Source organism: Streptomyces sp. NPDC048192 (assembly GCF_043202415.1).
Taxonomy (GTDB): domain Bacteria; phylum Actinomycetota; class Actinomycetes; order Streptomycetales; family Streptomycetaceae; genus Streptomyces.
Genome location: NZ_JBIDAL010000013.1, coordinates 193,304 through 216,546, shown reverse-complemented (window position 1 = coordinate 216,546; position 23,243 = coordinate 193,304). Strand labels below are relative to the sequence as shown.

Below are 23,243 nucleotides of genomic sequence, written 5' to 3'. Positions count from 1 at the left end.
AGCCCGTGCGAAAGTCCCTGCGGAACGACGCGGGTCCGGGCGTCAGCCGGCCGTGCGCTCCGCGGTCAGGTAGGCGATCACCATGTCGCCGAGCATGGTCCGGTAGTGCTCCCGCTGGGCGGGGTCCACCAGGTCCCGGCCGAACAGGGCGCCGAAGGTGTGCCGGTTGGCGACCCGGAAGAAGCAGAACGAGCTGATCATCGCGTGCAGGTCGACCGCGTCCACATCGGCCGTGAACAGCCCCGACTCCTGTCCCGCGGTGAGGATCCGGCGGATCACCTCCAGCGCCGGGGAGCCGATCCGACCCAGCTTCTCGGAGGACGCGATGTGCTCGGCGCCGTGGATGTTCTCGATGCTGACCAGGCGGATGAAGTCCGGGTGCCGCTCGTGGTGGTCGAAGGTCAGCTCGGCCAGCCGCCGGATCGCGGCGACCGGGTCCAGGTGCTCGACGTCCAGCTGCTGCTCGGCGTCCCGGATCACCCCGTACGCCCGCTCCAGCACGGCCGTGAACAGCTGCTCCTTGCCGCCGAAGTAGTAGTAGATCATCCGCTTGGTGGTGCGGGTGCGGGCCGCTATCTCGTCGACGCGGGCTCCGTCGTAGCCGGCCCGCGCGAACTCCTGCGTGGCCACGTCGAGGATCTCGGCCTTGGTGCGGGCGGCGTCGCGCACCCGTCCCCCGGGTCGTACCGGTTCTTCGACGCTGGTCATCGCTGTCCTTCGGGCCGGGGAACGCCTGGCGGCGTGCGCTCGTGTGCGTGCCGGTGATTGTAGAAGCAGGCCGCCGGGGGGCGGCGGGGTCTTCCGTGCGCGCCCTGAGGGCTGATATAGCTAACGTACTGGTTCGTACATTAGCTCCGCCTCGGGAGGGCCACGTGGCCAAGGACTCGTATCTCGTCGGGCTGATCGGGGCCGGCATCGGCCCCTCGCTCAGCCCCGCCCTGCACCAGCGGGAGGCGGACCGGCAACGCCTGCGCTACCTCTACCGGCTCCTCGACCTCGACGTCCTCGGGCGGGCGCCGGAGGCGGTCGGCGACCTCGTCCGCGCCGCCCGCGACCTCGGCTACGACGGGCTGAACATCACCCACCCCTGCAAGCAGCTGGTCATCGGCCATCTCGACGCGCTCGACCCGCGGGCCGAGGCGCTCGGCGCGGTCAACACCGTGGTCTTCGACGGTGGCCGCGCGGTCGGCCACAACACCGACGTCACCGGCTTCGCCGCGGCCTTCGCCCACGGCCTGCCCGACGCCCCGCTGGAGCGGGTCGTGCAGCTCGGCGCGGGCGGCGCGGGCGCGGCCGTCGCCCACGCCGTGCTCACCCTGGGCGCGGAGCGGGTCACGATCGTCGACGCCGCGCCCGAGCGGGCCGCCGCCCTCGCCGCCTCCCTGGTACGGCACGTGGGACCGGGCCGGGCCGAGGCCGCGACGCTCGACCGGTTGCCCGAGCTGCTGGCCGAGGCCGACGGCGTCGGAGGGCTCGTGCACGCCACGCCGACCGGTATGGCCGCGCACCCCGGGCTGCCGCTGCCCGCCGGGCTGCTGCATCCCGGACTGTGGGTCGCCGAGGTGGTGTACCGGCCCCTGGAGACGGAGCTGGTGAAGGCCGCCCGCGCGCGGGGCTGCGCCGTTCTGGGCGGCGGCGGGATGGCCGTGTTCCAGGCCGCGGACGCCTTCCGGCTGTTCACCGGGAGAGAGCCGGACAGCGGCCGGATGCTCGACGACTTCGAGGAGCTGGTGGGCGTCGAGCGCGCGGGGAGTGCCGTCGGATGACCAGGAGCACCGGCACGACCAGGAGCACCGGCACGACCGGGAGCACGGGCATGCACACCTCCATCGCCACCGTCTCCCTCAGCGGCACCCTCACCGAGAAACTCGCCGCCGCCGCGCGAGCCGGGTTCGACGGGGTGGAGATCTTCGAGAACGACCTCCTCGCCTGTCCGCTCGCCCCCGAGGAGATCCGGGCCCGCTGCGCCGACCTCGGGCTGAGCATCGACCTCTACCAGCCGATGCGCGACGTCGAGGCCGTCCCGGACGACGTCTTCGCCCGCAGCCTGCGGCGCGCCCGGCACAAGTTCGAGCTGATGAACCGGCTCGGCGCCGACACCGTCCTGGTGTGCTCCAGCGTGTCGCCGGATGCCGTGGACGACGACGCGCGGGCGGCCGGCCAGCTCGCCCGGCTGGCCGCTCTGGCGCAGGAGTTCGGGATACGGGTGGCGTACGAGGCGCTCGCCTGGGGACGGCACGTGGACACCTACGAGCACGCGTGGCGGATCGTCGAGGCCGCCGGGCATCCCGCGCTCGGCGTCTGCCTGGACAGCTTCCACATCCTCTCGCGCGGCTCCGACCCCAAGGGCATCGAGGACATCCCCGGCGAGAAGATCTTCTTCCTCCAGCTCGCCGACGCGCCGCTGCTCGCCATGGACGTCCTGCAGTGGAGCCGGCACTACCGCTGCTTCCCCGGCCAGGGCGGCTTCGACCTCGCCGGGCTGCTGTGGCACGTCCTCGCCGCCGGGTACGAAGGCCCGCTGTCCCTGGAGGTGTTCAACGACGTCTTCCGGCAGGCCGACGCCGGCTCCACCGCCGTCGACGCCCACCGCTCCCTGCTGCTCCTGCAGGAGGCCGCCGGCGCCGCCGTGCTGCCGCCCGCGGTCGTGCCCGCCGGGGTGGCCTTCGCCGAACTCCTCACCGCGGACGCCGAACCCGTCACCGCCCTGCTCACCGCGCTCGGCTTCACCCGCGCCGCCCGCCACCGCGGCAAGCCCGTCGACCTGTGGCAGCGCGGCGAGGCCCGTGTCCTGGTCAACACCGCCGCCGGCGCCCGCCGCGACGGCACCCGGCTCGCCGCGATCGGCCTCGAGTCACCGGACCCGGCCGCCGCCGCCCGCCGCGCGGAAGCCCTGCTCGCCCCCGTCCTGCCGCGCCGCCGCGTCCCCGGGGACGCCCCGCTGGAGGCCGTCGCGGCCCCCGACGGCACGGAGCTGTTCTTCTGCGCGACCGGCCGCCCCGGACTCCCCGACTGGCGGGCCGACTTCGCCGACCTGCCGGACACCCCGGCGGCCCCGGCGACCCGCACCCGCATCGACCATCTCGCCCTCACCCAGCCCTGGCACCACTTCGACGAGGCCACCCTCTTCCACCGCAGCGTCCTCGGCCTCACCGCCCAGGAGAGCGTCGACCTCGCCGACCCGTACGGCCTGATGCGCAGCCGCGCGGTCACCAGCGTCGACGGCAGCGTCCGCATCGCCCTCGGCGTCGGCGCGGCGCCCGCCGACGACACCGTGCACGCGGCGCACATCGCGCTCGCCACCGACGACGTGGTCGCCGCCGCCCGCGCCTTCCGCGCCGCGGGCGGCCGCCTGCTGACCGTGCCGGCCAACTACCACGACGACCTCGCCGCCCGCCACGACCTCACCGACGCCGAGCTGGACACCTACCGCGACCTGGGCATCCTCTACGACCGGGACCCGGGCGGCGCCTTCCGCCACTGCTACACCGAGACCGTCGGCCGGGTCTTCTTCGAACTCGTCCAGCGCGACCCCGGCTACCAGGGCTACGGCGCCGCGAATGCCCCGGTGCGGCTGGCCGCCCAGCACGCGGCACGGCTCCTGCGCTGAACCGACCGCCGTCTTACCGGATTCGCCGCACGAGTGAGAGGCCGGTGAGACCTCCACCGGGTTCAGCTGCGGTTCAGGTTCCGTACACGTCCAGCCGCGGATACTCCGCGAGATCCGGCATGCACCCTGCGCCCGGATCGCTGCGTTTCCGGGAGCCCGAAAGGCCGTTCATGCTGACCACCCCCGCCCAGCCGGCCGTCCTGGGCGAGGGCGCGCCGCCCGCCGCCCCGCCCCGCCCGCGTACCAGCCGATACGAGCGTCCGGCACTGGCGGCCATAGCAGCGCTCGCCGCGCTGCTGTCCCTGTGGGGCCTCGGCCACAGCTCGTACCACGGGTTCTACGCCGCCGCGGTGCGCAGCATGACGGACAACCCGGTCGCCTTCTTCTACGGCTCCTTCGACCCGGGCAACACCCTCACCATCGACAAGCTGCCCGGCTTCCTGTGGCCGCAGGCCCTGTCGGCGCTGGTGTTCGGCTTCCACCCGTGGTCGCTGGTGCTGCCGCAGGCGCTCGAGGGCGTGGCCTCGGTGGTTCTGCTCCATGTGCTGGTACGACGCTGGGCGGGGGTGCCCGCCGGGCTCCTGGCGGCAGCCTTCCTGGCCCTCACTCCGGTGGCCGTCGGCCTGGGACGGTCCGTGACGGAGGACGCGCCGTTCGTCCTGCTGCTGCTCCTCGCGGCCGAGGCCGTCCGGCGGGCGACCGAGCGGGGCGGGCTCGTCCCCCTGCTGCTCGCCGGGTTCTGGGTGGGCGTGGCCTTCCAGTGCAAGATGCTGGAGGCCTGGGCGGTGCTCCCCGCGCTCGCCGCCACCTACCTGGTCGCCGCTCCCCGGAGCCTCGGCCGCCGGTTGCGCGATCTCGCGCTCGCCGCCGCGGTGACCTTCACGGTGTCGGTGTCGTGGATGGCGGTGGCCACCCTCACACCCGGCTCCGCCCGGCCGTATCTCGACGGCACCACGGACAACTCGGCGTTCGGTCTGGTCGTCGGCTACAACTTCCTCACCCGTTTCCACACGGTCGGGGCCGACGCGGCCGGCACCGGCAGCGTCGCGCCCAACGCGAGCCTGCGGGCAGCCGGTTCGGGCCCCGGCATGGGCGACAGCGTGTGGAAGATGTTCAGCCCGGGGCTCGCCACGCAGACCGGGTGGCTCTACCCGCTCGCCGCGCTCGGCCTGGTCGGCGGCGCGGTGGCCCTGTGGCGGCGGCGCGCCGCGCGTACCGACCGCGTGCTCGCGGGCCAGGTGCTGTGGGGCGGGTGGCTGGCGACCTTCTTCCTCGTCTTCAGCTTCGGCAGCGTGACGGGGCACACCTACTACATGGGTGTGGTCGCGGTGCCCCTCGCGGCGTTCGCCGGCGCCGGTGTCGTACCGGCCTGGCGGGCGGCCCTGCGGGGCGGCCGACGCGCCTGGGTACTGCCCGTGGCGCTCGCCGGCAACGCCGCCTGGTGCGTGGCGCTGACCCTGTGGTACCCGCGTTTCCTGCCCTGGTCGGCCCCGGCCGCCGTCACCCTCGCGCTGGCCGGTCTGGCCCTGACCGCGATCCGGCACCGTCCGCACATGGTCGCAGCCGGTCTCGCCGTGGGGCTGGCCGCGGTCCTGCTGGTGCCCGCCGCGTGGTCGGCGTCGGCGCTGTCACCGCGCTACAACCAACCCGGCTCCCTGGGCCGCGTCGGCCCCACCAGCCACCGCACGGGCAACCCGCTCGCCCGACTGGACCCCGCGCAGCGGCACCTGCTCGCCTACCTCACCGCCCACCGCGGCAGCGCCGAGTATGTGGCCGCGATCCCCGGTTGGTGGTCCGCCGCACCCTACGTCATCTCGGCGAACGCACCCGTCATGCCCATGGGCGGCTTCACCGGAAGGGTCCCGTACCCCTCGTCCGCGCGTTTCCGCCGGCTGATCGACTCCGGCCGGCTGCGCTACGTCGTCCTTTCGCGCGGTGACGTCCTGGCCGGGCATCGGGACGGCACGCTCGTCGGTGTGCTCGTGCGTTGGACGGCCGCCCACTGCGCGCCCGTCCCAGCGGCCGCTTATCACTCCGGCGACCGGACGCACCGGCTGTACGACTGCGGCCCGGCCCACCGCAGGTGAACCGGGCCGCTGGGAAGGACCGTCAGGGCCGTCTGTTCCACTCGGCGATCACCGGGCGGCCGTGCTCGGTGGACAGCCGGCCGACCGTGCCCGTGGCCAGCTGGAAGAGCCGGCCCTCGGCGGGCGGCAGACCCAGCCGGCGGGCGGTGAGCACCCGCAGGAAGTGGGCGTGGGCGACGAGCACCACGTCCCCCTCCTCGAGTGCCGGGGACACGCGGGCCAGCACCCGGTCCGCGCGGGCGCCGACCTGCTCCGGCGACTCGCCGGGGTGGCCCTCGGGTCCGGGCGGCACGCCGTCGGTCCACAGCTCCCAGCCGGGCCGGGTGCGGTGGATCTCGGCGGTGGTGATGCCCTCGTAGCCGCCGTAGTCCCACTCGTGCAGGTCGGGATCGGGCACGACGCCGACGAGGCCCGCCAGTTCGGCGGTGCGCAGCGCGCGGCCCAGCGGGCTGGACAGCGCCAGGGCGAAGGCCCGGCCGGTGAGGAGCGGGGCGAGGGACTTGGCCTGTTCCTCACCGTGCTCGGTCAGGGGCAGGTCGGTGAAGCTGGTGTGCTGTCCCGACCTGCTCCACTCCGTCTCACCGTGGCGGACGAGAAAGAGGTCGCCCACGGCGGGTCAGTCCTTCTTCTCGACCGCGTGGCCGCCGAACTGGTTGCGCAGCGCCGCGATCATCTTCATCTGCGGCGAGTCGTCCTGCCGGGAGGCGAACCGGGCGAACAGGGAGGCGGTGATCGCGGGCAGCGGGACGGCGTTGTCGATGGCCGCCTCGACCGTCCAGCGGCCCTCCCCGGAGTCCTCGGCGTAGCCGCGCAGCTTCTCCAGGTGCTCGTCCTCGTCGAGGGCGTTGACCGCGAGGTCGAGCAGCCAGGAGCGGATGACGGTGCCCTCCTGCCAGGAGCGGAACACCTCGCGGACGTTCTCCACCGAGTGGACCTTCTCCAGCAGCTCCCAGCCCTCGGCGTAGGCCTGCATCATGGCGTACTCGATGCCGTTGTGGACCATCTTGGAGAAGTGCCCGGAGCCGACGCGGCCCGCGTGCACATAGCCGTACGGGCCCTCCGGCTTGAGCGCGTCGAAGATCGGCTGGAGCGGCTCCACGTGCTGTTTGTCGCCGCCGACCATCAGCGCGTAGCCGTTCTCCAGGCCCCACACACCGCCGGAGACACCGGCGTCGACGAAGCCGATGCCCTTGATACCGAGCGCGGCGGCGTGCTTCTCGTCGTCCGTCCAGCGGGAGTTGCCGCCGTCGATCACCGTGTCGCCGGGGGAGAGCAGGTCGCCCAGCTCGTCGATGACGGTCTGCGTGGCCGTGCCGGCCGGGACCATCACCCACACATGGCGCGGCGCGTCCAGCTTCTCGACCAGTTCGGCGAGGGACTTGACGTCGGAGACCTCAGGGTTGCGGTCGTAGCCGATGACGGTGTGGCCGGCGCGGCGGATCCGCTCGCGCATGTTGCCGCCCATCTTGCCGAGACCGATGAGACCGAGCTGCATGTCAGTTCACTTCCGATGCGTTCTTGAGAGTGCGGTAGGCGGCGACGAGGGCCGTGGTGGACGGGTCGAGACCGGGGACGTCCGCGCCTTCGGTGAGGGCCGGTTCGACCCGCTTGGCGAGGACCTTGCCGAGTTCCACGCCCCACTGGTCGAAGGAGTCGATGTTCCACACCGCGCCCTGCACGAACACCTTGTGCTCGTAGAGGGCGATCAGCTGGCCGAGGACGGACGGCGTCAGCGAGCCGGCGAGGATCGTGGTCGTGGGGTGGTCGCCGCGGAAGGTGCGGTGGGCCACCTGCTCCTCGGGCACGCCCTCCGCGCGGACCTCCTCGGCGGTCTTGCCGAAGGCGAGGGCCTGGGTCTGGGCGAAGAAGTTCGCCATCAACAGGTCGTGCTGCGCCCTGAGTTCACCGCTCAGCTCGGCTACCGGCTCGGCGAAGCCGATGAAGTCCGCCGGGATCAGCCTGGTGCCCTGGTGGATCAACTGGTAGTAGGCGTGCTGCCCGTTGGTGCCCGGCGTGCCCCACACCACCGGCCCGGTCTGCCACTCCACCGGCCGGCCGTCGCGCTGCACCGACTTACCGTTGGACTCCATGTCCAGCTGCTGGAGGTAGGCGGTGAACTTGGACAGGTAGTGGCTGTAGGGCAGCACCGCGTGCGACTGGGCGTCGTGGAAGTTGCCGTACCAGATGCCCAGCAGGCCCAGGATCAACGGCGCGTTGGCCTCGGCGGGGGCGGTGCGGAAGTGCTCGTCCATCAGCCGGAAGCCGTCGAGCATCTCCCGGAACCGGTTTGGGCCGATGGCGATCATCAGCGACAGGCCGATCGCGGAGTCGTACGAGTACCGGCCGCCGACCCAGTCCCAGAACTCGAACATGTTGTCCGGGTCGATGCCGAACTCGGTGACCTTCCCGGCGTTGGTCGACAGCGCGACGAAGTGCCGGGCCACGGCCTTCTCGTCGCCGTCCAGGCGGTCGAGGAGCCACTTGCGGGCGCTGGTGGCGTTGGTGATGGTCTCGATCGTGGTGAACGTCTTGGAGGCGACGATGAACAGCGTCTCCGCCGGGTCCAGGTCGCGGGTGGCCTCGTGCAGGTCGGCGCCGTCCACGTTGGAGACGAAGCGGAAGGTCAGCTCGCGCGCGGTGTACGGGCGCAGCACCTCGTAGGCCATGGCGGGGCCGAGGTCGGAGCCGCCGATGCCGATGTTGACGACGTTCCTGATCCGCCTGCCGGTGTGGCCGGTCCACTCGCCGGAGCGGACCCGCTCGGCGAACGCGGCCATCTTGTCGAGGACGGCGTGCACCTTGGGCACGACGTTCTCGCCGTCGACCTCGATCACCGCGTCCCCGGGGGCGCGCAGGGCGGTGTGCAGCACGGCCCGGTTCTCGGTGACGTTGATCCTCTCGCCGCGGAACATGGCGTCGCGCAGCGCGAACACGCCGGTGGCGGCGGCGAGTTCCCGGAGCAGCGCCAGGGTCTCGTCGGTGATCAGGTGCTTGCTGTAGTCGATGTACAGGTCGCCGACCCGTACGGCGTACCGCTCGGCGCGGCCGGGGTCCGCCGCGAACAGGTCGCGCAGGCGCGGCCTGCCCTGGGCGCGGTGGTCGGCGAGGGCCGTCCACTCGGGCCGGTCGGTGAGCTGGGGCAACTCGGACTGGGCCATCTCAGGCGTTCTCCTTGGCGGCCTCGCCCTTGAGGGCGATGGCGTACATCTCGTCGGCGTCGAGGCGGCGCAGCTCCTCGGCGATGAGTTCGGAGGTGGGGCGGACCTTCAGGGCGAGCGTGCGCGGCGGCTGGCCCGGCAGGGACAGCGTGGCGAGCGGCCCCTCGGGGCGGTCGATGACGACCTCGCCGTTCTCGGTGCCGAGGCGCACGGCCGTGACGAACGGTCCGGCGGACGGCACCCGGTCGACCGGGAGGCGCAGCCGGGCCTCGAGCCAGCGCGCGAGCAGCTCGGCGCTGGGGTTGTCCGCCTCGGCCTCCACGGCCGCCGACGTCACCCTCTCGCGGGCCTGGTCCAGGGCGGCGGCCAGCATCGACCGCCACAGGGTGAGCCGGGTCCAGGCGAGGTCGGTGTCGCCGGGCGCGTAGTTGCGCACCCGGGTCTGCAGGACCTCCAGCGGCCGCTCGGCGGCGTACAGGTCGGTGATCCTGCGCTGCGCGAGGGCGCCGAGCGGGTCCTTGGACGGGGCCTCGGGCGCCTCCACCGGCCACCACACGACCACCGGGGCGTCCGGCAGCAGCAGCGGCAGCACGACCGAGTCGGCGTGGTCGGACACCTCGCCGTAGGTGCGCAGCACGACCGTCTCGCCGGTGCCCGCCTCGGAGCCGACGCGGACCTCGGCGTCCAGCCGGGAGTGGGTGCGGTCGCGCAGGGTGCGGGCGTGCCGCTTGATGACCACCAGGGTGCGCGAGGGGTGCTCGCGCGAGGCGTCCTCGGCGGCCTTGATCGAGTCGTAGGCGTTCTCCTCGTCCGTGACGATGACCATCGTCAGGACCATGCCCACGGCCGGGGTGCCGATGGCGCGGCGGCCCTGCACCAGCGCCTTGTTGATCTTGCTTGCCGTGGTGTCGGTCAGGTCGATCTTCATGGCCTGCGCCAGCTCCGTCCGTCTCGTGCGAGCATCTCGTCCGCTTCCTTCGGTCCCCAGCTGCCCGACGCGTACTGCGCCGGCCTGCCGTGCGCCGCCCAGTACTCCTCGATCGGGTCGAGGATCTTCCAGGACTCTTCCACTTCCTGGTGACGGGGGAACAGGTTCGCGTCGCCCAGCAGCACGTCCAGGATGAGCCGCTCGTACGCCTCCGGGCTCGACTCGGTGAACGACTCGCCGTAGGCGAAGTCCATGGACACGTCCCGGATCTCCATCGAGGTCCCCGGCACCTTGGAGCCGAAGCGGACGGTCATGCCCTCGTCGGGCTGGACGCGGATCACGACCGCGTTCTGGCCCAGCTCCTCGGTCGCCGTGGAGTCGAAGGGGGAGTGCGGGGCCCGCTTGAAGACCACCGCGATCTCCGTGACCCGGCGGCCCAGCCGCTTGCCGGTGCGCAGATAGAACGGGACGCCCGCCCAGCGCCGGTTGTCGATGCCCAGCTTGACCGCGGCATAGGTGTCGGTCTTCGACTGCGGGTCGATGCCCTCCTCCTGGAGGTAGCCGACGACCTTCTCGCCGCCCTGCCAGCCTTCCGAGTACTGGCCGCGCACGGTGCTGCGGCCCAGGTCCCTGGGCAGCCGCACCGACTTGAGCACCTTCAGCTTCTCGGTGAGCAGCGCCTCCGCGTCGAACGCGATGGGCTCCTCCATGGCGGTGAGCGCCATCAGCTGCAGCAGGTGGTTCTGGATGACGTCGCGGGCGGCGCCGATGCCGTCGTAGTAGCCGGCCCGGCCGCCGATGCCGATGTCCTCGGCCATGGTGATCTGCACGTGGTCGACGTACGACCGGTTCCAGATCGGCTCGTACATCTGGTTGGCGAAGCGCAGCGCCAGGATGTTCTGGACGGTCTCCTTGCCGAGGTAGTGGTCGATGCGGAACACCTGGTCCGGCTCGAACACCTCGTGCACGATCGCGTTCAGCTCGCGGGCGCTGGCCAGGTCGTGGCCGAACGGCTTCTCGATGACCGCGCGCCGCCAGGACCCCTGGGGCGGGCTCGCCAGGCCGTGCTTCTTCAGCTGCTGGACGACCTTCGGGAAGAACTTCGGCGGCACCGACAGGTAGAACGCGAAGTTGCCGCCGGTGCCGCGGGAGGCGTCCAGCTCCTGCACGGCGTCCTTGAGCTGCTTGAACGCGGTGTCGTCGTCGAAGTCGCCGGGGATGAACCGCATGCCCTCGGCGAGCTGCTGCCACACCTCCTCTCGGAACGGGGTGCGGGCGTGCTCCTTCACCGCGTCGTGCACGAGCTGCGCGAAGTCCTGGTCCTCCCACTCGCGGCGGGCGAAGCCGACCAGCGAGAAGCCCGGCGGCAGCAGACCCCGGTTGGCGAGGTCGTACACGGCCGGCATCAGCTTCTTGCGGGACAGGTCGCCGGTCACGCCGAAGATGACCAGGCCGGACGGGCCGGCGATGCGCGGCAGCCGGCGGTCGCGGGCGTCGCGCAGCGGGTTCTCCCAGTCGGCGGCCGGTACCACCGGGATTCGCACCTCGGGTGCGTCGGCGGCGGGTGCGTTGTCGGTCATCGGGCGTCAACTCCCTTGTTCTTCAGGGACTTCGCTACGGCGTCCAGCAGCTCCTGCCAGGCGGCCTCGAACTTGGCGACGCCCTCGTCCTCCAGCTGCTGGACGACCTCGTCGTAGGAGATGCCCAGCCGTTCGACGGCGGCCAGGTCGGCGCGGGCCTGCGCGTAGCCGCCGGTCACCGTGTCGCCGGTGATCTCGCCGTGGTCGGCGACGGCGTTCAGCGTGGCCTCCGGCATGGTGTTGACCGTACCCGGCGCGACCAGCTCGTCCACATACAGAGTGTCCTTGTACGCGGGGTCCTTCACACCGGTGGACGCCCACAGCGGACGCTGCTTGTTGGCCCCGGCGGCGGCGAGTGCCGACCAGCCGGCGGAGCCGAACACCTCCTCGTACGCCTCGTAGGCGAGCCGGGCGTTGGCGAGGGCCGCGCGGCCCTTGAGGGCGAGGGCCTCGTCGGTGCCGAGGGCGGTGAGCCGCTTGTCGATCTCGGAGTCCACGCGGGAGACGAAGAAGGACGCCACGGAGTGGATGCCGGCGAGGCCGATGCCGCGCTCGCGGGCCTTCTCCAGGCCGGCCAGGTAGGCGGCCATGACCTCGCGGTAGCGCTCCAGGGAGAAGATCAGGGTCACGTTGACGCTGATGCCGAGCCCGACGACCTCGGTGATGGCCGGCAGGCCCGCCCTGGTCGCCGGAATCTTGATCATCACGTTGGGGCGGTCGACCAGCCAGGCCAGCTGCTTGGCCTCGGCGACGGTGGCCGCCGTGTCGTGGGCGAGGCGCGGGTCGACCTCGATGGAGACCCGGCCGTCCCGGCCGCCGGTGGCGTCGTACACCTCGCGCAGGACGTCGGCGGCGTCGCGCACGTCGGCGGTCGTCATCATGCGCACCGCCTCGTCCACCGTCACCCCGCGCACGGCGAGGTCGGTGAGCTGCTCCTCGTAGCCCTCGCCGGAGCCGATGGCGGCCTGGAAGATCGAGGGGTTCGTCGTGACGCCGACGGCGCTGCCGCTCGCCACCAGCTCGGCGAGGCTGCCCGAGGTGATCCGCTTCCGCGACAGGTCGTCGAGCCAGATCGACACGCCCTCGTCGGCGAGGCGCTTGAGGGCTCCCGGGGTCGCGATTGCTTCGGTCACAGTGATCATTCTTCTTTCGGGTCGGATTCGGGTCGAATCGGGCGTCGGTGTCAGGCGCGCGCCGCGGCGAGCGACTCGCGGGCCGCGGCGGCGACGTTCTCGGGGGTGAAGCCGAACTCGGCGAAGAGGGTCTTCGCGTCGGCGGAGGCGCCGAAGTGCTCCAGGGAGACGATCCGGCCGGCGTCGCCGACGTACCGGTACCAGGTCAGAGCGATCCCGGCCTCCACGGCCACCCGGGCCTTCACGGCCGGCGGCAGCACCCGCTCGCGGTACTCGCGCGGCTGCTCCTCGAACCACTCCACCGACGGCATGGACACCACGCGGGTGCCGATGCCCTCGGCCTCCAGCAGCTCCCGCGCGGCCACGGCCAGCTGCACCTCGGATCCCGTCGCGATGACGATCACCTCCGGGACCTCGGTCGAGGACTCGCGCAGCACGTAGCCGCCCTTGGCCGCGTCCTCGTTCGGCGCGTACACCGGCACGCCCTGGCGGGTGAGCGCGAGCCCGTGCGGAGCGGGGCTGGTGGCGTGCCTCTTCAGGATCTCGGCCCAGGCGACCGCGGTCTCGTTGGCGTCGGCCGGGCGGACGACGTTCAGGCCCGGGATGGCGCGCAGCGAGGCCAGGTGCTCGACCGGCTGGTGGGTGGGGCCGTCCTCGCCGAGGCCGATGGAGTCGTGCGTCCACACGTACGTCACCGGCAGCTGCATCAGCGCCGACATGCGCACGGCGTTGCGCATGTAGTCGGAGAACACCAGGAAGGTGCCGCCGTAGATCCGGGTGTTGCCGTGCAGGGCGATGCCGTTCATCTCCGCGGCCATGGAGAACTCGCGGATGCCGAAGTGGACGGTACGGCCGTACGGGTCGGCCTCGGGCAGCGGGTTGCCCTCCGGCAGGAAGGAGCTGGTCTTGTCGATGGTGGTGTTGTTGGAGCCGGCGAGGTCGGCGGAGCCGCCCCACAGCTCGGGGAGCACCGGGCCGAGCGCCTGCAGCACCTTGCCGGAGGCGGCGCGGGTGGCGACGGACTTGCCCTCCTCGAAGACGGGGATGCTCTGCTCCCAGCCCTCGGGCAGCTCGCCCTTGGCGACCCGGTCGAAGAGGGCGGCGCGCTCCGGGTTGGCGGTGCGCCACTCGGCGATCCGCTTGTCCCAGGCGGCGTGCGCCTCGGCGCCCCGGTCCAGGGCCCGCCGGGTGTGCTTCAGGACGCCGTCGTCGACCTGGAAGGTCTGCTCGGGGTCGAAGCCGAGCAGGCGCTTGGTGGCGGCGATCTCCTCCTCGCCGAGCGCCGAGCCGTGGGAGGCCTCGGTGTTGCGCGCGTTCGGCGCGGGCCAGGCGATGATCGTGCGCATCGCGATGATCGACGGGCGCTCGGTCTCGGCCTGCGCGGCCTTCAGCGCGGCGTACAGGGCGGGCACGTCGATGTCGCCGTCGGCGGTGGGCTCGACGCGCTGGGTGTGCCAGCCGTAGGCCTCGTACCGCTTCAGGACGTCCTCGGAGAAGGCGGTCGCGGTGTCGCCCTCGATGGAGATGTGGTTGTCGTCGTAGAGGAAGACGAGGTTGCCGAGCTTCTGGTGGCCGGCGAGCGAGGAGGCCTCGGCGGAGACGCCCTCCTCCAGGTCGCCGTCGGAGACGATCGCCCAGACGGTGTGGTCGAAGGGGGAGGCGCCGGCGGGGGCCTCGGGGTCGAACAGGCCGCGCTCGTAGCGGGCCGCCATAGCCATGCCGACGGCGTTGGCGACGCCCTGCCCGAGCGGACCGGTGGTGGTCTCCACGCCGGCGGTGTGGCCGTACTCGGGGTGGCCCGGCGTCTTGGAGCCGTGCGTGCGGAACGCCTTCAGGTCGTCCAGCTCCAGCTCGTACCCGGAGAGGAACAGCTGGGTGTACAGGGTCAGCGAGGTGTGACCCGGGGAGAGGACGAAACGGTCCCGGCCGGTCCACTCGGGGTCCGCGGGATCGTGACGCATCACCTTCTGAAAGATCGTGTACGCGGCAGGCGCCAGGCTCATCGCCGTGCCGGGGTGGCCGTTGCCCACCTTCTGCACCGCGTCGGCCGCCAGGAGACGGGCGGTGTCCACGGCACGCCGGTCGAGGTCGGTCCACTCGAAGCCATCGGATGTGTGCGTGGTCATCTTCAAGAAGTCCTCGTTCTGTGCGGAAGCTCTGGCCTGACGCGTTCAAACTTAAAAGTCTGACTTTTTCGAAGAAAGGGCGGGGTGTGTCAGCCTGTGGTGAATCTGGGACAGTGATCGCGGGACAGGGACGGCGTAAGAGGACATGGCTGACAGAACGCCCCACGACGAGGGCGCGCACGCGGGCGGTGAGGGCATCGAGACCTTCCCCTTCCCGGCCGACCGGGCCGTCGCAGGCGTCGGCATGCAGATCGGCCCCATGGGCGCGGGCCGCACCTGGCACGCCGACGCCCCCCTGCACCGCGTCCACCGCATCGACTTCCACATCGTCATGCTGTTCAGCGACGGCCCCGTACGGCACATGATCGACTTCGCCGAGTACGAGGCCGGCGCCGGCGACCTGCTGTGGATCCGCCCCGGACAGGTCCACCGCTTCTCCCGGGAGGCCGTGTACCGCGGAACCGTCCTGACCATGCAGCCCGGCTTCCTGCCCCGCTCCACCGTCGAGGCCACCGGCCTGTACCGCTACGACCTGCCGCCGCTGCTGCACCCCGACCCGGAGCGGCTGGCCGCGCTCCGGGCGGCCCTCGACCAGCTGCGCCGCGAGTACGAGGACACCACCACGCTCCCGCTCAGCCTGCACACCGCCGTGCTCAGGCACACGCTCACCGCGGCCCTGCTGCGCCTCGCCCACCTCGCGGCCAGCTCCGCCGAGGGCGGCCGGCGGCAGACGGACAGCACCTTCACCCGCTTCCGGGACGCCGTCGAGCACGGGTTCGCCACCAACCACAGCGTCAGCGCCTACGCCGACGCCCTCGGCTACTCCCGGCGCACCCTGGTCCGCGCCGTGCGCGCCGCCACCGGCGAGACGCCCAAGGGGTTCATCGACAAACGCGTCGTCCTGGAGGCCAAGCGCCTCCTCGCCCACACCGACATGCCGATCGGCCGCGTCGGCGCGGCCGTGGGCTTCCCCGACGCGGCGAACTTCACCAAGTTCTTCCATCTGCACACCGGGCAGACACCGGTGGCCTTCCGCGCCGAACTGCGCTGACCGGCTCCGGGCGGCCGGCCCCTCGTTCGGCGGCATGTCCCCAGGGCGCTCACCCGCCCGGATGCGCTCGGCGGGCAACTGATCACGAGGGTGTGCAGGGTGAGGGCATGAACACTGCACTTGAGCCCAAGAAGACCGTTTCCCGGATCTCGCGCGCGTTCGCGGTCGGCACCGTCGCTGCCCTCGCCTGTGCGGCGGGCGTGGCGACCGCCACCTCCGCCGCGGCGGCGACGCCCGTCTCACACGTCGTCAAGGCCGTACCCGCCCACGGTCACGGCCACGGTGGTGGCGGCGGCGAGGACTTCCAGTGCGGGAACGGTCTTCTCCCCATCCTGAACTTCTGCAACTGACGGACCATCCGCGGACGTTCCCGCTCGCCCCGCGCGCAACGGGACTCCGCACGACCGGACACGGAAGAAGTACGCCCATCCGCCGCAGGGCGGCCGGGAAGAGGAGCATGAGCCCTCTTCCCGGCCGCCCTGCAGACCGTTGCCGGCGGCGTGTGCGCCCCCGTGCCCCTCGGGCTCAGTGGCCGAAGTCGAACCAGTTGACGTTCACGAAGTCCGCCGGCTGGCCGCTGCTGAAGGTGAGATAGACATCGTGCGTGCCGGTCACCGAGCCGATGTTGGCCGGGACCGTCTTCCAGGACTGCCAGCCGCCGGTGTTGCCGACGGCGAAGCTGCCGATGGGGGCGTTGCTCCGGCTGTCGAGGCGCACCTCGACCAGTCCGCTGACGCCGTCGGCCGCGCCGCTCGCCACCCGGGCGTAGAACTGTTTTGCCGCCGTGGAGCCGAAGTTGACGCCCTTGTACAGCGCCCAGTCGCCGTTCGCGATGTACCCGACGTCCTGACCGCCGCCGGTGTCCGTGGTCGTCTCGGTGCTGACGCCGGACTGGCTGTCGTAGGACTCGGCCTGGATGGCGCTGTAGGCGTCGCGGTTGCCGCTCGGCGGGGGAGTGGTGCCGCCGCCGCTGCCCGAGGACTGCAGGACCTGGACGTAGTCGACGACCATCGGGTGGCCGGACTCCGTGGCGCTGGTCGGGCCGCCGCCGAAGGCCCCGGGGAAGCCGCCGCCCATCGCCACGTTCAGGATCACGAAGAAGCCGTGGTTCGTGGCGTTCGCCCAGGTGGTGGCGTCCATCTGGTTCGCCGTGACGGTCTGGTAGTTGACGCCGTCCACGTAGAAGCGGATCGCCTCCGGGCTCACCGAGCGGTCCCACTCCATGGTGTAGGTGTGGAAGCCCGACTGGCAGGTGGTGTTCGGGCAGGCGGTGGAGTTGCCGAGGCCCGTGGTCTCGTTGCAGGGGCCGCCCGGGTTGGTGCCGCAGTGCATCGTGGCCCAGGTCTTGTTCAGGCCGTTGACGTTCTCCATGATGTCCAGCTCGCCGACGCTCGGCCAGTTCTGGTAGTTGCCGCGGAACGGCGCGCCCAGCATCCAGAACGCGGGCCAGTAGCCGGCGGCCGCGTTCCCGGTGACGTTGGGCATCTGGATCCGCGCCTCCACGCGGAGCTTGCCGCCGGCCGGGGGCTGGAAGTCGGTGCGGGTGGTCTCGATCCGGCCGGAGGTCCAGTTGCCGGAGGCGTCGCGGCGCGGGGTGATGAGCAGGTTGCCGTTGCCGTCCAGGGCGACGTTGTTCGTGCTGGAGGTCATCGACTCGACCTCGCCGGTGCCCCAGTTCGCGGCTCCGCCCGGGTACGAGGTCCCGGTGTCGTACTGCCAGTTCGACGTGTTGACGCCGGAGCCCGCCGAGCCGTTGAAGTCGTCCAGGAAGACCTGGGACCAGCCGGAGGGCGGCGCGGGGGCGGTGGCGTTCGCGGGCGCGGTGGCGGCCGTGGCGACGGCCGCGGCCAGGCCCAGTGTGGCGGCGACGGCGACGAGCGCGCGCCGCAGCGGGCGCGGTCTGGGTATGCCGGAGGTTGCGCTCATGGGGAGGCCTCTCGGGTACGGAGTGTGCGGGGGTCTCGAGGAGCGCTCCCACGCTGTTTCTGAGAGCGCTCTCAAGGTGCCGCCAATGTGCTCCCTGCCCTTGCGGTCGTCAAGCCTTGAAACAAAGAAAGTCCCACCCCTGTGCGGGAGTTCAGGGTGTGAAGCCGCCCGTACCGGCGCAGACCGCGCCGCCCGCCCGCTCGGCGGTGATCCCCGTGCGGGCCGCGCCGGGTCAGCCGTCGCGCCGCACCGGCTGCCAGCCCAGGGCGCGGGAGATCCCGCGCGCCGCCAGCCGCACCGCCGGGGTCAGCGCCGGCACCTGGGCGGTCGCCCGGGGCACCACCACCGACACCGCCGCGACCACGTCACCGCCGGCTCCGCGCACCGCCGCCGCCACCGACAGCGCGTCCTCGGTCACCTGCCGCTCGCTCACCGCCACACCCGAACGGCGCACTTCGGCGAGGGCGCGGCGCAGCCGCACCGGATCGGTGATCGTGTACGGCGTGAACGCGGCCAGCGGCCCGGCGCAGTACTCCTCCTGCACCTCCGGCCCGGCGTGGGCGAGCAGGACCAGCCCGACGCCGGTGGCGTGCAGCGGCCAGCGCGCGCCGACCCGGATGTGCACGCCCACCGCCGAACGGGCCGACAGCCACTCGATGTAGACGACCTCCGCGCCGTCCCGCACCGCCAGCTGCACGTTCTCGTGCGTCGCCTCGTACAGGTCCTCCAGGTACGGCAGCGCCAGCTGTCTCAGGCCGAGGCCGCGCGGCGCGAGCGCGGCCACCTCCCACAGCCGCAGCCCCACGTGGTACACCCCGGACGCGTCGCGCTCCAGCGCGCCCCACGCGGTCAGGGCGCCGGCCAGCCGGTGCGCGGTGGTCAGGCTGAGCCCGGCCCGGCGGCTGATGCCGGTGAGGGACAGGGCGGGGTGCTCGTGGTCGAACGCGGCGAGCACGGCCAGCAGACGGTCGGCGGCGGACCGCTCGCTCACCCGCACCTCGCCCCTGTCGCCGTACTTTCTCGCCGGATCGTAGCCCACCGGGGAACGCCCCGGACGGTACAAGGCGCGGGGGATCGTGTGATCCGCCGCGAGCGTGCTCGATACTCGGTGACGACGCGGTGATCGTGGCAGGGAAGGTGCAGGCGTGAAGCTGACGATTCTGGGCGGTGGCGGCTTCCGCGTCCCGCTCGTGTACGGGGCGCTGCTGACGGACCGCGCCGAGGGCCGGGTCACCCGGGTCGCGCTGCACGACCTGGATGCGGGCCGGCTCTCCGCCGTGACCCGCGTCCTGGCCGAGCAGGCCGCGGGGGTGCCCGGCGCACCCGAGGTGACCGCCACCACCGACCTCGACGAGGCCCTGCGCGGCGCCCACTTCGTCTTCTCCGCGATCCGGGTCGGCGGCCTCGAGGGCCGGGCCGAGGACGAGCGGGTGGCCCTGGCCGAGGGCGTGCTCGGCCAGGAGACGGTCGGCGCCGGCGGCATCGCCTACGGCCTGCGCACGGTACCGGTCGCCGTCGACATCGCCCGGCGGGTGGCCCGACTCGCCCCCGACGCCTGGGTCATCAACTTCACCAACCCGGCGGGCCTGGTCACCGAGGCCATGTCCCGCCACCTCGGCGACCGCGTCATCGGCATCTGCGACTCGCCGGTCGGCCTCGGCCGCCGTATCGCCCGGGTGCTCGGCGCGGACCCGAACGAGGCGTGGATCGACTACGTCGGCCTCAACCACCTCGGCTGGGTGCGCGCACTGCGCGTCGCCGGGCGCGACGAACTCCCGCGCCTGCTCGCCGACCCCGGCCTGCTCGGCTCCTTCGAGGAGGGCCGGCTCTTCGGGCCGGAGTGGCTGCGCTTGCTGGGCGCGATCCCCAACGAGTATCTGCACTACTACTACTTCAACCGCGAGACCGTCCGCGCCTACCGGGAGGCCGGGAAGACCCGCGGCGCCTTCCTGCGCGACCAGCAGGCGCGGTTCTACGAGCAGGCCACACGGCCGGAGAGGTCCGCCCTCGCGCTGTGGGAACGCACCCGCGCCGAGCGGGAGGCGACCTACATGGCCGAGAACCGCGAGACCGCGGGCGCCGGCGAACGCGAGGCCGACGACCTGTCCGGCGGTTACGAGAAGGTCGCCCTCGCCCTGATGCGGGCCATCGCGCGGGACGAGCGGGCGACCCTGATCCTCAACGTCCGCAACCGCGGCACCCTGTCCGTCCTCGACGCCGAGGCGGTGATCGAGGTCCCGTGCCTGGTCGACGCCAACGGCGCGCACCCGGTCGCGGTCGACCCGCTGCCCGGCCACGCCACCGGCCTGGTCTGCGCGGTCAAGGCGGTCGAGCGCGAGGTGCTCGCAGCCGCCGGCTCCGGTGACCGGGCGGCGGCCGTGCGGGCGTTCGCCCTGCATCCGCTGGTCGACTCGGTGAACGTGGCCCGCAGGCTGGTGGACGGCTACACGGCGGTCCACCCCCAGCTCGCGTACCTGAAGTGACCGATACGGGCCCCGGCGAACGCGCCGGGGCGGCCGGCCCTCGTGGGACCGGCCGCCGGTTCGGTGGGGTCAGCCGGTGAACCCGGCCGTGATGGAGGTGAACTGCCAGGTGTTCTGGCTGATGCCGGAGCAGTTGCTCACCACGCCGCCGCCCGCGCACGGCCGGTCCCGGTTGACCGCCCAGAAGGCGAGCCGCGCGATGTGGTGGGAGTTCGCCCAGTCCCGGATCTGGGCCCAGATCGCCGGGGTGGTCGTCTCCTGCTGGTCGGACAGGCCGTTCATGCCCGAGATGCCGATGTGGGCGTAGGCGGTCGCGTCGTCCCAGCCGAAGGTCGACTTCAGCTTGTTCTTCAGGCCCTCCGCCGCGTTCACGGTGTTGCCGTACATGTCCGAGCCGCCGCCGAAGTCGAACGGCATGATGGTGAACACGTCGATGTTCGCGCCGAGCGACTGCGCCTGCTCGATCAGCCGGTTGCCGTAGTACGTCGGGCCGGTGGTCGAGGTGCCGAAGGTGACGATCGTCTTCAGGCCGGGGTTGTTGGCCTTGACCGTCTTCAGCGCGGTGAGGATCTTCGCCTGCACGGCCTCGTTCTCGAACTCGTCCGTGTTCTCGATGTCCATGTCGACGGCCTTCAGGCCGTAGGCGTCGACCACCTTCTGGATCGCGCCGGCCAGCGCGGCCGCCGAGGAGCAGTTGGCGCCGAGCTTGCTGCCCTGCCAGCCGCCGAAGGACGGCACGACGTCACCGCCGGCGGAGCGGATCGCGTTGATCGCGCTCTGGTCGGCGCCGCCGGTGAGCGGCCGGCTGCCGTCCCAGGCCGGGGTGCAGCCGCCGGAGTCCAGCACGAACGCCATCGTGAACCACTTGATGCCGGTCGCGCTCATCACCGTCGTCGGGCTCGGCGGATCGCCCCAGCCCTCGTACAGATACGGCGCGGCCTGCTTGAACCCGGTGCCGCCGCCGCTGCCCGCGTCGGTGGTCACGGAGACGGCGTTGGACGCGGCGGAGACGTTCCCGGCCGCGTCGTGGGCCTTCACGGTGAAGGTGTACGACGTGCTGGGCGACAGCCCGCTGACCGTGGCGGACGTGCCGGAGACGGTCAGCACCTGGTTCGAGCCGCTGTAGACGTCGTAGCCGGTGACGCCCACGTTGTCCGTGGCGGCGTTCCAGCGCAGCGAGACGCTGGACGACGTCTTGCCGGTGGAGGTCAGGCCCGTCGGAGCGGTCGGGGCCTGGGTGTCCCCGCCGCCCCCGCCGCCGCCCGGCCCGTCCAGGCTGATGTCGTCCGCCCAGTAGGTGCCCTGGGCGTACCAGCCGTGGACGTAGACGGTGGCGCTGGTCTGCGAGGCGCCGGTGGTGAAGGAGACGCTCAACTGGCTGTACGCCGACGGCGAGGTCGTCCAGGTCGAGGCGCCGCCGTCCACGCCCAGGTACACGTAACTGCCGCGCACCCAGCCGCTGAGGGTGTACGTCGTGTTCGGCTGCACGGCGACCTTCTGGCTGCACTGGGCGTTGTCGCTGTCGGTCACCGCGCCCTGGAGCGCCTTGGCGCCGCTGTGCACGGGGGAGGAGACGACCGAGCCGAGGTTGCCGGTGCAGGTCCAGGGAGAGAGGCCGCCGGTCTCGAAGCCGGGGTTGCCGAGGATGTTGGCCGCCTGGGCGGTGCCGGGAAGGGCGATGGCCCCGCCGACCGCGAGGGCGGCGGAAGCGAGCAGGGCGAGAAGCCGGCGTCTGTGACGCCCGAGTGGATTGCGCACGCGATCTCCCTGTGGGGATGGGGGTGTTCGGGAGTGCACGGGTGTGCGGAGGTGCGCTGAAGAATTTGGTATGGACCAATGCGGCTGTCAAGGGCCCGCGTCCTGAAGGGGCGCGGGGAACTGCGCGACAAGCCACAAGGGACCTGCGGGCGGCACACGGCCTAAAGCGGCAGGACCTGCGCCGTTTCCGGAGCCGGAGCGGGCGCGGGCACCTTCGGCAGCAGCACGTCGGCCGACTCCGCCCGCTGCTGGGGAAGCGCCGCCGGCACCGGCAGCAGCGTCCGCGGCCCCGCCACCACCGTGTAGTCCTGCCCCAGGAACGGCGGCTCGATGACCCCGGGGTCCTCGCCCAGCGCCAGCTGCACCGCCGCCCAGGGGGCGTTCACCCCGCACAGCGACAGCTGGTGCAGGCCGCCGGCGGGCCGGGTGTTGACGTCCATCAGCACCGGCCGGCCGCCGAACATCCGGAACTGGACGTTGGACAGATGGTGCAGCCCGAAGCCCTCCGCGATCAGCCGGGCCGGCTCCAGCCACCGCTCGTCCAGCGTGAAGCCCCTGCGGCGCCCGTTCTTGGTGCGGCCCACCGCGAGCCGCAGCCGGTTGTCCGTGCCCGTCAGGCAGTCCACGGACACCTCGGGCTGCTCCAGGCGCGGCATGACCAGCCAGTCCACCGGCTCCCCGGACCGCCGCAGCGCCTCGAGCACCAGGTCGAGCTGGACGTACGGGCCCGGGAAGCCCTCGAGATGGGCCAGCGAGAACGGCGCGCGGGTGATCACCCGGAAGCCCACCCCGCCCGCGCCGACGGCCGGCTTGAAGCACGCCCTGTGCCCGCCAGCCTCCAACTCCTCGACGGCGGCGAGGAGTTCGTCGGCGGTGCGGACGCGCCACCACGGCGGCACCGGCACCCCCACCGAGCGGACCGCCTCGTACGCGGTCGCCTTGTCCTCGAAGACGGCCACCGCCTCGGGCGTCGGCGCCAGCAGTGCCGTGCCGGCCGCCGCGAACTCCGCGCGGTGCGCCACGATCGCCGCCTGGTGCAGCCGCGGCACGAACACGTCGATGCCGCGCCGGACGCACTGGTCGAGGGCGTACTCGACGTACGCGGCCGGGGACAGCCCCTCCGGCTCCATGTCGGCGGTGTCGGCGGCGGCCAGGACGGGGGAGTCGGGGTCGGCGTGCGTGGCGTGGATCTCCACCGCGCGATCACTGGGATTTCTGCGCAGCTGGTCCATGAAGAACACGTTCTCCGCGTACGTGCGGTTGAGCCAGACGCGTACGCGAGAGAGCATGCAGGCCGCCTTTCATGATGTGCGGGCAGGGCGCAGCGGCCCGGGCCCGGGCAGGAGGGAGGAAGGGACACCGAAGCACCCCTGCGAAAAGGGGGGTTGGGGTGATGGTGTCGG

At 72.3% G+C, this 23,243-nt stretch carries 18 protein-coding genes; 6 read left to right on the top strand and 12 right to left on the bottom strand.

Annotation, left to right across the window (positions count from 1 at the left end; translation table 11 throughout):
* Window positions 1-42 precede the first annotated feature (42 nt).
* A complete protein-coding gene (locus ACGFZN_RS27745; protein WP_393861214.1) occupies window positions 43-708 on the bottom strand; it encodes a TetR/AcrR family transcriptional regulator in 666 nt (221 codons plus the stop codon).
* A gap of 164 nt (window positions 709-872) precedes the next feature.
* Between ACGFZN_RS27745 and ACGFZN_RS27740 the strand changes: the two genes are divergently transcribed.
* The 3 genes from ACGFZN_RS27740 (at window position 873) to ACGFZN_RS27730 (ending at window position 5,697) form a co-directional block, all read left to right on the top strand.
* On the top strand, window positions 873-1,766 hold the full coding sequence (locus ACGFZN_RS27740; RefSeq protein WP_393861213.1) for a shikimate dehydrogenase: 894 nt from the start codon (window positions 873-875) through the stop codon (window positions 1,764-1,766).
* Window positions 1,767-1,816: 50 nt separating this feature from the next.
* Window positions 1,817-3,610: a TIM barrel protein gene (locus ACGFZN_RS27735; RefSeq protein ID WP_393861256.1), complete on the top strand. Its 1,794-nt coding sequence runs from the start codon at window positions 1,817-1,819 to the stop codon at window positions 3,608-3,610.
* A 170-nt stretch (window positions 3,611-3,780) separates the two neighbouring features.
* Window positions 3,781-5,697, top strand: a complete 1,917-nt coding sequence (locus tag ACGFZN_RS27730; RefSeq protein ID WP_393861212.1) for a glycosyltransferase family 39 protein — start codon at window positions 3,781-3,783, stop codon at window positions 5,695-5,697.
* Between the two features lie 22 nt (window positions 5,698-5,719).
* Here ACGFZN_RS27730 and ACGFZN_RS27725 read toward each other — a convergent pair whose 3' ends face one another.
* Genes ACGFZN_RS27725 through tkt form a run of 7 tightly spaced genes read right to left on the bottom strand, consistent with a single transcriptional unit; the run spans window position 5,720 to window position 14,622 of the window.
* On the bottom strand, window positions 5,720-6,307 hold the full coding sequence (locus ACGFZN_RS27725) for a histidine phosphatase family protein (RefSeq protein ID WP_393861211.1): 588 nt from the start codon (window positions 6,305-6,307) through the stop codon (window positions 5,720-5,722).
* A 6-nt stretch (window positions 6,308-6,313) separates the two neighbouring features.
* Window positions 6,314-7,192 carry a phosphogluconate dehydrogenase (NAD(+)-dependent, decarboxylating) gene (gene gnd, locus ACGFZN_RS27720; protein ID WP_393861210.1) on the bottom strand — a complete coding sequence of 293 codons (879 nt, stop codon included), beginning with the start codon at window positions 7,190-7,192 and terminating at the stop codon, window positions 6,314-6,316.
* Between the two features lies 1 nt (window position 7,193).
* Entirely contained in the window at window positions 7,194-8,855 is a 1,662-nt protein-coding gene (gene pgi / locus ACGFZN_RS27715; protein WP_393861209.1) for a glucose-6-phosphate isomerase, read from the bottom strand.
* Between the two features lies 1 nt (window position 8,856).
* Window positions 8,857-9,783: a glucose-6-phosphate dehydrogenase assembly protein OpcA gene (opcA, locus tag ACGFZN_RS27710; protein ID WP_393861208.1), complete on the bottom strand. Its 927-nt coding sequence runs from the start codon at window positions 9,781-9,783 to the stop codon at window positions 8,857-8,859.
* The gene (gene zwf, locus ACGFZN_RS27705; RefSeq protein ID WP_393861207.1) at window positions 9,780-11,363 is read right to left on the bottom strand and encodes a glucose-6-phosphate dehydrogenase; all 1,584 of its coding nucleotides are present in this window, start codon (window positions 11,361-11,363) and stop codon (window positions 9,780-9,782) included. Before zwf ends, opcA begins: the two co-directional genes overlap by 4 nt.
* On the bottom strand, window positions 11,360-12,505 hold the full coding sequence (gene tal / locus ACGFZN_RS27700) for a transaldolase (protein ID WP_393861206.1): 1,146 nt from the start codon (window positions 12,503-12,505) through the stop codon (window positions 11,360-11,362). The genes zwf and tal overlap by 4 nt, the downstream gene beginning before the upstream one ends.
* A gap of 41 nt (window positions 12,506-12,546) precedes the next feature.
* Window positions 12,547-14,622, bottom strand: a complete 2,076-nt coding sequence (tkt, locus tag ACGFZN_RS27695) for a transketolase (protein ID WP_393861205.1) — start codon at window positions 14,620-14,622, stop codon at window positions 12,547-12,549.
* 145 nt (window positions 14,623-14,767) lie between these two features.
* Between tkt and ACGFZN_RS27690 the strand changes: the two genes are divergently transcribed.
* Together ACGFZN_RS27690 and ACGFZN_RS27685 are read left to right on the top strand one after the other, a co-directional pair.
* On the top strand, window positions 14,768-15,673 hold the full coding sequence (locus tag ACGFZN_RS27690; RefSeq protein ID WP_393861204.1) for an AraC family transcriptional regulator: 906 nt from the start codon (window positions 14,768-14,770) through the stop codon (window positions 15,671-15,673).
* Window positions 15,674-15,780: 107 nt separating this feature from the next.
* Window positions 15,781-16,023, top strand: coding sequence for a hypothetical protein (locus ACGFZN_RS27685; RefSeq protein WP_393861203.1), 243 nt, complete (start codon window positions 15,781-15,783; stop codon window positions 16,021-16,023).
* 175 nt (window positions 16,024-16,198) lie between these two features.
* Here ACGFZN_RS27685 and ACGFZN_RS27680 read toward each other — a convergent pair whose 3' ends face one another.
* Both ACGFZN_RS27680 and ACGFZN_RS27675 read right to left on the bottom strand, forming a co-directional pair.
* Entirely contained in the window at window positions 16,199-17,599 is a 1,401-nt protein-coding gene (locus ACGFZN_RS27680) for a glycoside hydrolase family 16 protein (protein WP_393861202.1), read from the bottom strand.
* A gap of 232 nt (window positions 17,600-17,831) precedes the next feature.
* Window positions 17,832-18,590 carry an IclR family transcriptional regulator gene (locus ACGFZN_RS27675; protein WP_393861201.1) on the bottom strand — a complete coding sequence of 253 codons (759 nt, stop codon included), beginning with the start codon at window positions 18,588-18,590 and terminating at the stop codon, window positions 17,832-17,834.
* Window positions 18,591-18,744: 154 nt separating this feature from the next.
* Here ACGFZN_RS27675 and ACGFZN_RS27670 point away from each other — a divergent pair, with 154 nt between their 5' ends.
* A complete protein-coding gene (locus tag ACGFZN_RS27670; protein WP_393861200.1) occupies window positions 18,745-20,082 on the top strand; it encodes a 6-phospho-beta-glucosidase in 1,338 nt (445 codons plus the stop codon).
* Window positions 20,083-20,151: 69 nt separating this feature from the next.
* On the opposite strand, the gene ACGFZN_RS27665 is transcribed toward ACGFZN_RS27670, so the two are convergent.
* Together ACGFZN_RS27665 and ACGFZN_RS27660 are read right to left on the bottom strand one after the other, a co-directional pair.
* Complete coding sequence (locus ACGFZN_RS27665) at window positions 20,152-21,840, bottom strand: carbohydrate binding domain-containing protein (protein ID WP_393861199.1); 1,689 nt, start codon at window positions 21,838-21,840, stop codon at window positions 20,152-20,154.
* Window positions 21,841-22,001: 161 nt separating this feature from the next.
* The gene (locus tag ACGFZN_RS27660; protein ID WP_393861198.1) at window positions 22,002-23,129 is read right to left on the bottom strand and encodes an ATP-grasp domain-containing protein; all 1,128 of its coding nucleotides are present in this window, start codon (window positions 23,127-23,129) and stop codon (window positions 22,002-22,004) included.
* Between the last annotated feature and the right edge of the window lie 114 nt (window positions 23,130-23,243).